Below are 13,196 nucleotides of genomic sequence, written 5' to 3'. Positions count from 1 at the left end.
GGGTTTCAGTCCCATTCCAGGCCGCCGCGCCGCCATACGTACGCGTACGCGACGAAGACGGTGAGCACGAAGAGCAGCATCTCCACGAGCCCGAAAATCCCCAGGGCGTCGAACGAGACGGCCCAGGGGTAGAGGAAGACGATCTCGATGTCGAAGACGATGAAGAGCATCGCCGTCAGGTAGTACTTGATCGGGAATCGTCCGCCGCCGGCCGGTGTCGGCGTCGGCTCGATACCGCACTCGTAGGCCTCGAGCTTGGCCCGGTTGTAGCGCTTTGGACCGATTAGCGTGGCCATGACCACGGAGAAGATCGCAAAGCCTGCCCCGAGGGCTCCCAGTACGAGGATGGGCGCATACGCGTTCACCGCTCCTCGCTCCTCTCAGTCGGCACTGACTGTTTCGGCGGCGCCGGGCGAGCGGTCCGCCTCACACACCTCACGAGCACCACGGGCCTCACCAGACCCTCAGGTCTCGCGGGCCCCGCCAACCGCCGGGATTTCGCCCGGAGATCGTGTGCATGTGAAGCAGGTCACAAGCCCAGCTGCCTCGCATCCTATGCCTGTCGGTCTGTGATCTGCGACACGGGGTTCATCATCACCTTTGTGATCTCCACCACCCGGCGAAGGATCATGAAGTCGGATGAGCGGTGATCTTCACACGCGAAGCGCCTGACTGATCACCAGTGGTGACTTTTTGATCCGTTACCCCTGGTAGGAGGGTTGCGGGAGGCGCCGTGCACTATCAAGCCATCGCCATCGCGGGCAAATTGGTGTTGGACCGATCCACCTGATAAAGGGGCGCCGTCACACGACGGAGGGATCAGGGCGTCTCGATGTGGACGCGTGCACACATTCACGAGCGGGACGCAGGCCCACGAGTGACCGTTCCGTGACCTGCACCACATCGACAGAGTCGTCCGAAATACCGGGCTTGGCCAACCGGCTCAACGAGTGGTAGGCGGAGGGCAATTCGGACGTATTGCAGAAAGCCCATGATCACACGCATGATCGGCTGTGTCCGCATTGCCCGTTACGGCGTCAATAAAGAGCGACACACCCGGGATTCGGGAGTGTGAACGGCAACTGTGGCGGACCACACGTTTCTTGAAGGTTTCGGGGAGGCCCTGATAGCCGTTGTACCCATGTCCCACACCGCTCACATACCCAGCCACCGGAAGCCCCGCCGCAGCGCGTCGAAGCTGGCGCTGCGCGCCGGAGTTGCCGGTGGCGTCCTCAGCACCCTGGCAGTGGCCGGTGCGTCCGGTTCGGCGAACGCCGCCGAGCCGGTGACCGAGACCATCGAGATGCCCACCCTGACGGCTGACCTGTCCGTCCAGGTCGCCCAGTCCGCGGCCGCCACGCAGCAGGCCGCCGTGGCCTACGAGCTCCAGGCCGAGCAGGACTCCGCCGCCGCACAGGCCGCCAAGCAGGCCAAGAAGGACCAGGCCGAGGCCGCACGGAAGGCGGAGGCCAAGAAGAAGGCCGAGGCCGAGGCCAAGCGGAAGGCCGAGGAGACGGCGCGCGCCTCGCGGTCCTCCGCGCGCACGACGCTCAGCGCCTCCGCTTCGGGTGGTTCCGCATCCGCCGATGTGTCCGCTCCGGCGAGCGGCAGTGTGGCGACGGTCATCAGCTTCCTCAAGGCCCAGGTCGGCGACGCCTACGTCATGGGCGGCACCGGGCCGAACTCGTGGGACTGCTCCGGCCTCGTCCAGGCCGCCTTCCGGCAGGCCGGCGTGAGCCTTCCCCGCGTCTCCCAGGAGCAGTCGACGGCCGGTACGCCGGTCTCGCTCTCCAACATCCAGGTCGGCGACATCCTCTACTGGGGCAGCGCCGGTTCCGCGTACCACGTGGGCGTCTACATCGGCAACGGTCAGTACCTGGACGCCGCGAACCCCTCCAAGGGCGTCGTCATCCAGGACCTCTCCGGCTACCCGGCGACGGGCGCGGTGCGCGTTCTCTGACGGGACCCGTACCCGCCCTCCGGGCATGAGGCCGCCGTTCCCCCGCGGGAGCGGCGGCTTCGTCGTGCTTCCGGCAACCCCCGTGCCCGCCCGGAGCATTCGGGCACATCGCCACAGAACGCACCTATGGGGCAGTGTGCTCCGAAAGCGCCTCCGGTCGGCCGCTCGGTCCACGCCGGCTCCGGCGGGCGGGCAGCGCCCCGGGGCGCTCCTGCGCCCCGACGGCGCCCCGACGGCGCTCCGAGGCGCCGGAGGCCGCACGGAGGCCGCCCCCCGGAGGGCTCCGGGGCGGAAACGACGGGAAGCGGCCCGGCCCATGGCCGCGACCGCTTCCCCGGAGCGCCTGCCCCGCCGGAGCGCGTGCGCCGTCGGCGCACGCCGTGCTCACGCCTTCGGCGCCACCTTGCTCAGACCGTTGATGATCCGGTCCATCGCGTCCCCGCCCGTCGGGTCGGTCAGGTTCGCGAGCATCTTCAGCGTGAACTTCATCAGGACCGGGTGGGTCAGGCCCCGCTGGGTCGCGATCTTCATGACCTTCGGGTTGCCGATGAGCTTCACGAAGGCGCGGCCGAGCGTGTAGTAGCCGCCGTAGGTGTCCTTGAGGACCTTCGGGTAGCGGTGGAGGGCCAGCTCCCGCTGGGCGTCGGTGGCACGGGCGTGGGCCTGGACGATGACGTCGGCCGCGATCTGGCCGGACTCCATGGCGTACGCGATGCCCTCGCCGTTGAAGGGGTTCACCAGGCCGCCCGCGTCGCCGACGAGCAGCAGACCGCGCGTGTAGTGGGGCTGGCGGTTGAAGGCCATCGGCAGGGCGGCACCGCGGATCGGGCCGGTCATGTTCTCGGGGACGTAGCCCCAGTCCTCCGGCATGGAGGCGCACCAGGCCTTCAGTACCTCGCGCCAGTCCAGCTCCTTGAAGGAGGCGGAGGTGTTCAGCACGCCCAGGCCGACGTTGGACGTGCCGTCGCCCATGCCGAAGATCCAGCCGTAGCCGGGCAGCAGCCGCTCCTGGCCGCCGCGCCGGTCCCACAGCTCCAGCCAGGACTCCAGGTAGTCGTCGTCGTGCCGGGGAGAGGTGAAGTAGGTGCGCACGGCGACGCCCATCGGGCGGTCCTCGCGACGGTGCAGGCCCATGGCGAGCGAGAGGCGCGTGGAGTTGCCGTCGGCGGCGACCACCAGGGGCGCATGGAAGGTGACCGGGGTCTTCTCGTCGCCGAGCTTGGCGTGCACGCCGGTGATACGGCCGGTGCGATCGTCGATGATCGGGCTGCCGACGTTGCACTGCTCGTACAGCCGTGCACCCGCCTTCTGCGCCTGCCGCGCCAGCTGCTCGTCGAAGTCGTCGCGCTTGCGGACGAGTCCGTAGTCCGGAAAGGAGGCGAGATCCGGCCAGTCCAGCTGGAGCCGGCTGCCGCCGCCGATGATCCGCAGACCCTTGTTGCGCAGCCAGCCCGCCTCTTCGGAGATGTCGATGCCCATGGCGACCAGTTGCTTCACGGCACGCGGGGTCAGCCCGTCGCCGCAGACCTTCTCCCTCGGGAAGGCGGTCTTCTCGAGCAGCAGGACGTCGAGTCCCGCCTTCGCCAGGTGGTACGCGGTCGTCGAACCGGCGGGGCCGGCACCGACGACGATCACATCCGCGGAGTGTTCGGAGAGGGGCTCGGTCACTGCGGGTTCTCCCCACGAGTCGTAGCAGCCGTCGAAAGAAATCGAAGACCGGAAATGGCGTGCCGAGGGGCACAGGACACGTGCAGTCTATGCAGCGGTACTGATCAGCCAGCCGAAGGGCCGTTCCATGAACCGAGTACTCCCCGTCGTACGGCTGCGTGTCCCCACCGACGAGGACGCGTTCGCCTGGCACCGGGTCTTCGACGACCCGGAGGTCATGGAGTTCCACGGTGGCGCGTCCGCCGAGGTCTCCGTGTACGAGGAGTTGACGGCCCGGCAGCGCAAGCATGACGCGGAGCTCGGTTTCTGCCTGTGGACGACGACCGACGAGGACGACCGGGTGATCGGCTTCGCCGGCGCCCAGCCGTGGCCGCACGCGTGGGGCCCGGCGGGCGAGATCGAGATCGGCTGGCGGCTCGGACGCGCCCACTGGGGCCGGGGATACGCGACCGCGGCGGCCCGGATCACGCTGGAACGGCTGCACACGGCGGGTGTACGCAGTGTGGTCGCCATGGTCGCGGCCGGTAACGAGCGCTCCATCGCCGTCACCCGCCGCCTCGGCATGGAACTCGCGGACACGCTCACCTCACCGGTCTCCGGGACGGAGGCGTACTGCTTCCGGCTGGACTTGTGACTCCCCGCAGACCCCGCGGGACTCCACGGAAGCGGGCGCCGGAGTTACCCTGCGAGTACCGCTGGGGGTGAGTTTGTGCACATGACACCCAAGACACCCGAAGTGCGCGTACCGCGGCTGGTCGGCCTGATGGCCGTGGACGCGCGCGAGACCGCGGAGGCGCGCGGCGTCCTGCTGGCAGCGCCCGACCGCCCCGACTTCCATCTCACCGTCGTCGACCACGTCGTGCGCCAGTACCCGCCGCCCGGCGTGGAGGTGCCGCGCGGTGCCGTCGTCACCGTGTGGTTCGACTTCGGCGAAGGGGAGGGCGGGGGCGGTTCCGGGGTGCGCGAGCCGCGCATCCCCCGTCCGCCCTCCGGAGGGCTGCGGCGGGAGCTCGACGAGCCGGGCGAGGCGATCACGGCCGGATGGTGAACGGCCGCTCGGCCCACCGTCCGTCCGCGCGGTCGCCCGCCCCTGCCGGTGCGCACGGCCATGCGGTCGCCCGGCCGTGCGACCGCGCGGCCGTTCAGCCCCGCTTGTAGGCCCGGTGCAGTGCCACGACGCCGCCCGTCAGGTTGCGCCACGCCACCTTCGACCAGCCGGCCTCGCGCAGCAGCGCCGCCAGCCCCGGCTGGTCGGGCCAGGCCCGGATCGACTCGGCGAGATAGACGTACGCGTCGGGGTTGGACGACACGGCCCGCGCGACCGGCGGCAGCGCGCGCATCAGGTACTCGGTGTAGACGGTGCGGAACGGCGCCCAGGTCGGTGCCGAGAACTCGCAGATGACGAGCCGGCCGCCGGGCCTGGTGACGCGGAGCATCTCGCGCAGCGCCGCACCGGTGTCCTGGACGTTGCGCAGCCCGAAGGAGATCGTCACGGCGTCGAAGGTGTCGTCCTTGAACGGCAGTTTCGTCGCGTCGCCCGCCGTGAACGGCAGCCACTGGTGCCGCCTCTTGCCGACCTGGAGCATGCCGACGGAGAAGTCGCACGGCACCACATAGGCGCCGGTCTGCGCGAACGGCAGCGAGGACGTGGCCGTACCGGCCGCCAGGTCGAGGATCTTCTGCGCGGGCCGGGCGTCGACCGCCTTGGCGACCTCCTTGCGCCACAGCCGGGCCTGGCCGAGCGACAGCACGTCGTTGGTGAGGTCGTACCGTTCCGCCACGTCGTCGAACATCGAGGCGACTTCGTGCGGCTGCTTGTCCAGGGATGCGCGGGTCACCCGGCCATTCTGGCAGCCCGGTCACCGGGCGGCGGCGCCGGGCCGCCGGTGCGTCGCCGCCCCGGACGACCGGCTGTCACCGGCTCCGGTGCGCCGGCCCTCACCGACCCCGGTACACCAGCCGTCCGCCGAGCACGGTCGCCACGCAGGTCGCCGCGCCCTCCGCAACCAGAGCTGCCCGGTCGGGCACGGCGAAGACGGCGAAACGGGCGGGCGCTCCCGCGGTCAGGGGCGGCAGCAGGACCAGCGGGGCCGGGGAGAAGGACGGCGGGCCCGGCAGCGCGGCGGGGCGACGGCCGACGACGAGCCCGGCGCGCCGCACCGCGTCCAGCGCCGCCCGCTCGCGCAGTTCCCCCGCGATGGCAACGGTGCCGTGGGCGAGAAGGCGCTGCACGCCCCGGCGCGCGCTGGCGCCCTTGCGGGACGGCTCCGCGCGGAAGAGCGCCCGGGCCCGCTCACCACCGATCGGATCGGTGCCGAGGGCGTCGGCCTCGCGCGGGTCGGGGTGGTACATGCCCTCCAGCAGCTCGGGCCCGTACGGGTTGAGCAGCCCGGCCGTGAGGATGCCGGGCCAGCGCCGCACCCGCGCCTGCGGATGGGCGGCGGCCAGCTCCTCGTACGGGCCGACGGCGGCGACGAGTGCGCCGTCGACCAGGACGGCGGCCTCGGGCGCGGCCTCGGCGACGTGCAGCGTGAGCAAATCCGGCTCGCTCGGGTTCGGTTGGCGGATCGGTGGGTGGCTCAGTTGGACGGGACGAGCTTCAGCTCGGGGTGGGCCGTGCCGCCCTCGATCGCCGTCGAGGAGATGTGGGACATGACCCGCTCGTCGACCGGGTCGTTCGCCGGGTCGTCGTGCACGACGAGGTGCTCGTACGTGGTCGCACGCTGGGCCGGGACCCGGTCGGCCTTGCGGATCATGTCGATCATCTCGATGAGGTTCGAGCGGTGCTTGGCACCGGCGGACGACACGACGTTCTCCTCCAGCATGACCGAGCCGAGGTCGTCCGCGCCGTAGTGGAGGGACAGCTGCCCGGCCTCCTTGCCGGTGGTCAGCCAGGAACCCTGGATGTGGGCCACGTTGTCGAGGAAGATGCGGGCGATCGCGATCATCCGCAGGTACTCGAAGACGGTGGCCTGCGTGCGGCCCTTCAGATGGTTGTTCTCGGGCTGGTAGGTGTACGGGATGAAGGCGCGGAAGCCGCCCGTACGGTCCTGTACGTCGCGGATCATGCGCAGGTGCTCGATGCGCTCGGCGTTGGTCTCGCCGGTGCCCATCAGCATGGTGGAGGTGGACTCCACGCCCATCCGGTGCGCCGTCTCCATGATCTCCAGCCAGCGCTCACCGCTCTCCTTCAGCGGCGCGATGGCCTTGCGCGGCCGCTCGGGCAGCAGCTCGGCGCCGGCGCCCGCGAAGGAGTCGAGCCCCGCGGCGTGGATCCGCTGGATGGCCTCCTCCACGGACACCTGGGAGATACGGGCCATGTGCTCGACCTCGCTGGCCCCCAGGGAGTGGATGACCAGCTGCGGGAACTCCTTCTTGATGGCCCCGAAGTGCTTCTCGTAGTACTCGACGCCGAAGTCCGGGTGGTGTCCGCCCTGGAACATGATCTGCGTGCCGCCCAGCTCGACGGTCTCGGCGCAGCGCCGCAGGATGTCGTCCAGGTCCCGCGTCCAGCCCTTGTCGCTCTTGGGCGGCGCGTAGAAGGCGCAGAACTTGCACGCCGTCACACAGACGTTCGTGTAGTTGATGTTGCGCTCGATGATGTACGTCGCGATGTGCTCGACACCCGCGTACCTGCGCCGCCGCACGGCGTCGGCGGCCGCGCCCAGCGCGTGCAGCGGGGCGTCTCGGTACAGCGCGAGCGCCTCTTCCGGAGTGATCCGCCCGCCGGCGGCAGCACGGTCCAGGATGGGCTGGAGATCGGCCTTCTCGGTCACCGGGCGTCCCTTTCTTAAGGGGTCTGGACGGGTTCGTCAGCTGATCCGGACCGATTGGTCACGGTTCTTGACGGACCGATCCAGACTACGTCAGCCCTTGTGCCCGGCCGACGCCAGGCCGGTCGGGTCCTGGAGGCGACGGGCCGGGCCCCGCGAGCCCGGCGTGATCCGCCCGGCACCGGCTACGGCTTCGTGACGCGCGCCATCGTCGCCTGCGGGTTCCCCGCCTTCGGGTCGTCCGAGGCGTAGGTGAGGGCGTCGCCCCGGAGCGCGAGCCGGATGGCGTGCGGGGTCTGGGAGCAGTGGTCCGGGTTGGTGCCCTTGCCCCGTCCGGTGGCGTCGAGCCGGTCGCCGGCTGCCTTCTCCAGCGTCAGGACGTCCTCGCACACGCCGCCCAGGGCGTCGGTCTGGGTCAACGTGGCGAACTCCTGGCCGGTGGACGCGCGGTGGACGGCGAGCTCGAAGGTCCCCATCGGGAGGCTGCCGCCCAGCCCGGTGGCCGGCCCCTTCCAGGTACCGAGGAACGCCGTGGGGACCCCGCCGGCGGGAGCGGCGGTGGCCGTCGGGGTCCGGGTCGGGGTCGGGCTCGGGGTCCGGGAGGCACTGGGGGTCGTCCCGCGGCCCGGGTCGCCGGCGCCGGGCGTGGTCGCCACCGGCGAGTGGCCGCCGCTCGCCGTGTCATGGCTCCCGCCGGTGCCGCCGGGCAGGAGGTCGAAGAGGAAGGCCGAGCCGACGGTCACCGCGGCCAGCGCACCCGCCACCGCCAGCGCGACGGTGCAACTCAGCCTGCGCCCGCGGCCGTCGGGCCCCTGTGCGGAGGCCGCGGTGAGACTGACGGAGAGCTTGCCGGGCCCGCCGTCGGAGACCTCGGTACGGGGATGCGGCACCTCCGCGGGCGCCGGCGGAACGGTCGGCGGCACGGGGGCGGACGGCGCACCGTGCGATCCGGCGGCCGGGCCCGGCTCCGCGCCGCTGTCCCCGTGCGCCGGAGCACCCGGGCCGCGCTCCGGCCCGCCTCGCCCGTGCGACGCGGCCCCCGCCTCCTTCCCCGGCTCACCGTTCCCGTACGGCGCGACGGCCGCGGCGTCCCTCGGTCCACCGTCGTACGACGGATCCGGTGGCCCGAAGGCCCCGACGGCCGGGGTCGTGAACTCGACCGGGCCGGAGGGCGCTTCGGGGCCGGGCGCCGCGTCGAGGTCCAGCAGGGACACCGCGCTGCGGCTCACCTCCTCCACCAGCGGCCCGGGCAGCCAGCCCGCCGACGCGAGGCGGGCAGTGCCCTGCGGGGCGAGACGGCGGGCGAGTTCGGCGGGCGACGGCCGGGACGCCGGCCCCTTGGCCAGGCAGGCGGTCGCCAGTTCCCGCAACTCCTCGCCCATCGGACCGATTTCGGGTTCCTCGTGGACGACCTTGTAGAGCAGCGTCGCCGAGGAGTCACCGGAGAACGGCGGCACGCCCGTCGCCGCGTACACCATGACCGCGCCCAGCGAGAACACGTCGGCGGCACCCGTCACGCCCTTGCCGAGGATCTGCTCCGGCGCCATGTAGCCCGGCGAGCCGACGGAGACACCGGTGGAGGTCAGCGAGGCGGTGCCCTCCGTGGCGCGGGCGATGCCGAAGTCGATGAGGCGGGGCCCGTCGAGGGCGAGCAGCACGTTCGACGGCTTCACGTCGCGGTGGACGAGGCCGAGTCCGTGCACATGGGCCAGCGACTCGGCCAGTCCGGCGGCGAGGACGCGTACGGAGTGCTCGGGCAGGGGTGTCCCGCCGTCCGGCGAGCCGACGGCGTGGGCCAGCGAGGGGCCCGCCACATAGCCCGTGGCCACCCACGGCACGGGCGCGTCGGGGTCCGCGTCGAGCACCGGGGCCGTGAACGCCCCGCCGACCCGGCGCGCGGCCTCGACCTCGCGCCGGAAGCGGGCACGGAACTCCTCGTCGAGCGCGAAGTGCGGGTGCACCACCTTCACCGCGACGGTGCGCCCGCCCGCACTGCGTCCCAGATAGACGCGGCCCATACCGCCCGAGCCGAGCCGGCCGAGCAGCCGGTAGGGCCCGATGGCGGTCGGCTCGCCGGATTCCAGCGGCCGTACGGTGCTCGGCTGCACGGCATCCGCCTCCCCCTGTACCGAGTGTGCACAGCAGCCTAGGCGGTGCCGGCGAACTCCCGCCTGCCCCGCGACGCCTGAAACGCACACGTATCACGAACGGGAGTTCGACCCCCGTGCCGCGATTACCGTGCGGGCGGCGGACGAAGGCACCCGGCGGCGGTCCGAGGCGCCGACGGCGTCTAACTCGACCGTGCCATTCCGGGAAGAATGCGAAGCCGGAAGGCGGTGGGGACGGAGGGTCGGTCAAAGACCGGCGCAGGGCGGGCGATGACGTTCCGTACGGGAATTCGTCGGACTGAATTCCCGTACGGATTCACTCTCGTTCACCTTCGCGTCGACAACTCCGCATCCCACGACGGCGCACCCGGGAACTTCACAGGACTTCCAGCAAGTCCACCTTCACGTCCGCGGGAAATCCGGTCGTGGGACCGACGCGGCGGGCGAACTCCTGGACAGCGGCCAGCTGGGGCCCGCCGAACCGGAAGTCGAGGGTGGTGAAGTACCGCTCGAGGACGGACTCGTCGAAGGCCTCCCAGCGGGCGGCCTGTTCGGCGACCTTGGTGACCTCCTCGAGGGAGAGGTCCCGGGATGCGAGGAACGCCTCGTGGACCTTGCGCACCACGGCGGGCTCGCGCTCCAGGTAGTCGCGGCGGACCGCCCAGACGGCGAAGACGAACGGCAGCCCGGTCCACTCCTTCCACATCCGGCCCAGGTCGTGCACGTCGAGGCCGAGGCGCGGGCCGTAGTGCAGGTTGGCGCGCAGCGCGGCGTCGCCGATGAGGACGGCGGCCTCCGCCTCCTGCATCATCAGCCCGAGGTCGGGCGGGCAGGTGTAGTAGTCGGGGCGTACGCCGTAGCGCTCCTGGAGCAGCAGCTGGGCCAGCCGGACGGACGTCCGGGAGGTGGAGCCCAGCGCCACCCGGGCGCCGTCGAGGCGGTCCAGCGGCACCTGCGACACGATCACGCAGGACATGACGTCGCCGTCGCAGCCGACGGCGATGTCGGGGAGTGCGACCAGCTTGTCGGCGTTCTTCAGGAATTCGACGAGGGTGACCGGCCCGATGTCGAGGTCGCCGCGCACGAGCTGTTCGCTGAGCTTCTCCGGGGTGTCCTTCGTGAGCTCGAGGTCGAGGAGCGTCCCGGTCCGCGCCAGACCCCAGTACAGGGGCAAGCAGTTCAGGAACTGGATGTGGCCGACGCGCGGCCGGGGGCGACGGGAGCCGACGGATGAGTCGGAGGGAGGATTGTCCACATCGCGAGGCTAGACCCCGTGCGAGGATGGACCCGATGCAGGGGTGACCCCTTCCGTCAACCCGGGTGAACGGAGACTCAAACATCCGGGTGACGTGATCTTTCCCTCTATCGCTTTCCCGCGCGCGCGTGCTAGGCTCGCCGCAAGTTGCAGTTTGGTTTCCCTTGCAGTACAGAGCCTGCGGAGCATGTGACCCGCAGGCTCTTGTCGTTTTCAGACTTTTGCAGTTGTTACAACAGCAGGTTCTGGAGCAGGGCAACCCTTTGGCCCAAGGAGGGCTTATGGCTACCGGAACCGTGAAGTGGTTCAACGCCGAAAAGGGCTTTGGCTTCATCGCCCAGGAAGGCGGGGGCCCCGACGTCTTCGTCCACTACTCCGCGATCAACGCGACTGGCTTCCGCTCCCTCGAGGAGAACCAGTCCGTGAGCTTCGACGTCACGCAGGGCCCGAAGGGTCCGCAGGCGGAGAACGTCACCCCGATCTAAGCGGCGGTACCGAGGTCATGAACTCGGGTTCCTGATCCGGAACGGATAGCAGTACCCAAGGAGCCCCGCACCTGACGGTGCGGGGCTCCTGCCTTTGTGCCGGACACCCGTACGTCCGGGACATTTCCCCTGCGTTGGCGCCGGGCCACTCCGCCTCCGGCCGCGGTCACCGCGCCTGCCCCGGGTCGGCCACCGGACACCCTTGCGGTCAGCCGTGCTGGACGATCATCACGCAGGTCGTGCCGGCCTCCAACGCCCGGCAGACGTGCGGAACGTCCCCCGGGTACGAGATGTAGTCCCCCGGCCCGAGCTCCACGGGCGCGTCCCGCGGCCCGGTCTCGACCCGCCCCGAGGCGACGACCAGATGCTCGACCGTCCCGGGCAGATGCGGCTCCGACTCCCGCACCGTCCCGGGCTCCACGTTCAGGAAGTACACGTCGCGGCGCGCACCGGGCGGGCTCGCGGACAGCAGCGTGGCCGTGTACTCGGCGCGCTCCGACGGCACGGCGGGACCCTCGCCGGCCCGGATCACCTGGACGGCCGGGCGTGGCGGCTCGACCAGCACGCTGAAGGTGACCCCGAGGGCGACGCTCAGCGCCCACATGGTCTCCAGGCTCGGATTTCCGGCGCCCGACTCCAGCTGGGACAGCGTGGACTTGGCGATCCCGGCGCGTTTGGCCAGCTCGGAGAGGGAGAGCCCGGCGCGGGTGCGCTCGCGGCGCAGTGCCGCCGCGATCCGGTCGAGGGGCAGGCCCGGGGACCCTTCAGCCATGATCCGCACACTCCGTTCGCTCTGCCGGTACGCCCGTTCGCCTTGACGAACGGGCGACTCTCTGTTCATTGTAGAAAACATGCGTTCGCTACTCCGAACACGGAAGGCTCCACCAGGACCCGGCGGCGACGGCGCGCCGCGGACGACGGGCGACGGGGCTGCCGCCCGGGCCGACCGCCGGCTGCTCCGTGACGTGGCCCTGGTCTGTCTGGCCGACGGTGTCGTCGGAGTGTCGTTCGGCGCGATCGCGGTGGCCGGCGGGCTGCCGGCCTGGCTGCCGGTGCTCATGTCACTGGTGGTGTTCGCGGGCGCCGCCCAGTTCAGCACCGTCGCGATCCTGCTGGCCGGGGGCGGCCCGCTGACGGCGGCCGCGACCGGACTGCTGCTCAACACCCGTACCGCGGCGTTCAGTCTCGCCGTGTCCGACGTCCTCGGCCCCGGTCGTGCGGCGCGGTTCCTCGGAGCGCATCTGGTCACCGACGAGACGGCGGCGTTCGCCTTCGCCCAGCCGGATCCGGCGCGCCGGCGGCGCGCGTTCTGGCTCTCCGGACTCGCCCTGTTCGCCGTATGGAACGTCTGCGTCCTGGGCGGCGCCCTGGCGGGAAGCGCGCTCGGCGACACGGACGCGCTCGGTCTCGACGCCGCCTACCCCGCCGTCCTGCTCGCCCTCGTCCTGCCCGCGCTGCGCGACGACCGGGACACACGACGGGCCGCGCTCGCCGGATCCGCGGTGGCCCTCGCCGCCGCGCCCCTGCTGCCGCCCGGCATCCCGGTCCTGCTGGCGCTCACCGGTCTCCTTCTCTCCGGCAGCACACCCGGCCTCCCTCGATTCCGGAAGTCACGCTCATGACACCGCTGCTGATCGCCACGCTGACCCTCGCGGCCGGTACCTATGCCTTCCGCCTGGCCGGCCCGGCCCTGCACGGACGGCTCGAACTCCCCGCCCACGTCCAGCGTCTGCTGGCCCGCGGCGCCACGGTCCTCCTCGTGGCCCTGCTCGCCACCGGCGCCCTGACCCAGGCGGGCGGCTTCGCCGGCTGGGCCCGGCCGGCCGGCGTGGCGGTCGGCGGGCTGCTGGCATGGCGGAGGGCACCCTTCGTCGCGGTGGTGCTGGGGGCCGCGGTGACCACGGCGGCGCTGCGGGCGGCAGGGGTCTCCTAGGGGGTTCACCACGG

The 13,196-nt window shown here is 71.4% G+C and carries 14 protein-coding genes; 6 read left to right on the top strand and 8 right to left on the bottom strand.

Annotated features, from left to right (window positions below; genetic code table 11):
* Positions 1–5: 5 nt before the first annotated feature.
* Positions 6–365: an NADH-quinone oxidoreductase subunit A gene (locus tag ACWCP6_RS03245; protein WP_003967084.1), complete on the bottom strand. Its 360-nt coding sequence runs from the start codon at positions 363–365 to the stop codon at positions 6–8.
* A gap of 776 nt (positions 366–1,141) precedes the next feature.
* Between ACWCP6_RS03245 and ACWCP6_RS03240 the strand changes: the two genes are divergently transcribed.
* Positions 1,142–1,960 (top strand): C40 family peptidase, encoded by an 819-nt coding sequence (locus tag ACWCP6_RS03240; RefSeq protein ID WP_450930613.1) that lies wholly within the window; start codon positions 1,142–1,144, stop codon positions 1,958–1,960.
* A gap of 384 nt (positions 1,961–2,344) precedes the next feature.
* Here ACWCP6_RS03240 and ACWCP6_RS03235 read toward each other — a convergent pair whose 3' ends face one another.
* Complete coding sequence (locus tag ACWCP6_RS03235) at positions 2,345–3,628, bottom strand: geranylgeranyl reductase family protein (RefSeq protein WP_450930612.1); 1,284 nt, start codon at positions 3,626–3,628, stop codon at positions 2,345–2,347.
* Between the two features lie 127 nt (positions 3,629–3,755).
* On the opposite strand from ACWCP6_RS03235, the gene ACWCP6_RS03230 reads away from it, so the two are divergent.
* Both ACWCP6_RS03230 and ACWCP6_RS03225 read left to right on the top strand, forming a co-directional pair.
* A complete protein-coding gene (locus ACWCP6_RS03230; protein WP_450930611.1) occupies positions 3,756–4,262 on the top strand; it encodes a GNAT family N-acetyltransferase in 507 nt (168 codons plus the stop codon).
* 81 nt (positions 4,263–4,343) lie between these two features.
* A complete protein-coding gene (locus ACWCP6_RS03225) occupies positions 4,344–4,676 on the top strand; it encodes a PASTA domain-containing protein (RefSeq protein ID WP_450930610.1) in 333 nt (110 codons plus the stop codon).
* 94 nt (positions 4,677–4,770) lie between these two features.
* On the opposite strand, the gene ACWCP6_RS03220 is transcribed toward ACWCP6_RS03225, so the two are convergent.
* From ACWCP6_RS03220 to ACWCP6_RS03200, 5 genes are all read right to left on the bottom strand, one after another.
* On the bottom strand, positions 4,771–5,466 hold the full coding sequence (locus ACWCP6_RS03220; RefSeq protein ID WP_450930609.1) for a demethylmenaquinone methyltransferase: 696 nt from the start codon (positions 5,464–5,466) through the stop codon (positions 4,771–4,773).
* A gap of 100 nt (positions 5,467–5,566) precedes the next feature.
* Positions 5,567–6,166: an imidazolonepropionase-like domain-containing protein gene (locus ACWCP6_RS03215; protein WP_450930608.1), complete on the bottom strand. Its 600-nt coding sequence runs from the start codon at positions 6,164–6,166 to the stop codon at positions 5,567–5,569.
* A gap of 41 nt (positions 6,167–6,207) precedes the next feature.
* Positions 6,208–7,404, bottom strand: coding sequence for a cyclic dehypoxanthinyl futalosine synthase (gene mqnC, locus ACWCP6_RS03210; protein ID WP_450930607.1), 1,197 nt, complete (start codon positions 7,402–7,404; stop codon positions 6,208–6,210).
* A 182-nt stretch (positions 7,405–7,586) separates the two neighbouring features.
* Positions 7,587–9,509 (bottom strand): serine/threonine-protein kinase, encoded by a 1,923-nt coding sequence (locus ACWCP6_RS03205; RefSeq protein WP_450930606.1) that lies wholly within the window; start codon positions 9,507–9,509, stop codon positions 7,587–7,589.
* A 376-nt stretch (positions 9,510–9,885) separates the two neighbouring features.
* Positions 9,886–10,764 carry a menaquinone biosynthetic enzyme MqnA/MqnD family protein gene (locus tag ACWCP6_RS03200; RefSeq protein ID WP_450930605.1) on the bottom strand — a complete coding sequence of 293 codons (879 nt, stop codon included), beginning with the start codon at positions 10,762–10,764 and terminating at the stop codon, positions 9,886–9,888.
* 281 nt (positions 10,765–11,045) lie between these two features.
* Between ACWCP6_RS03200 and ACWCP6_RS03195 the strand changes: the two genes are divergently transcribed.
* Entirely contained in the window at positions 11,046–11,249 is a 204-nt protein-coding gene (locus ACWCP6_RS03195) for a cold-shock protein (RefSeq protein ID WP_255955214.1), read from the top strand.
* Between the two features lie 208 nt (positions 11,250–11,457).
* Here ACWCP6_RS03195 and ACWCP6_RS03190 read toward each other — a convergent pair whose 3' ends face one another.
* Entirely contained in the window at positions 11,458–12,021 is a 564-nt protein-coding gene (locus ACWCP6_RS03190; protein ID WP_450930604.1) for a helix-turn-helix domain-containing protein, read from the bottom strand.
* A 79-nt stretch (positions 12,022–12,100) separates the two neighbouring features.
* Between ACWCP6_RS03190 and ACWCP6_RS03185 the strand changes: the two genes are divergently transcribed.
* Positions 12,101–12,871 carry an AzlC family ABC transporter permease gene (locus ACWCP6_RS03185; protein ID WP_450930603.1) on the top strand — a complete coding sequence of 257 codons (771 nt, stop codon included), beginning with the start codon at positions 12,101–12,103 and terminating at the stop codon, positions 12,869–12,871.
* Complete coding sequence (locus ACWCP6_RS03180; RefSeq protein ID WP_450930602.1) at positions 12,868–13,182, top strand: AzlD domain-containing protein; 315 nt, start codon at positions 12,868–12,870, stop codon at positions 13,180–13,182. Before ACWCP6_RS03185 ends, ACWCP6_RS03180 begins: the two co-directional genes overlap by 4 nt.
* Positions 13,183–13,196 lie beyond the last annotated feature (14 nt).

It is taken from the genome of Streptomyces sp. NPDC002004 (assembly GCF_053593975.1).
The sequence above is the reverse complement of the archived record's forward strand: the minus strand, read 5'-3'. Positions and strand labels throughout refer to the sequence as shown.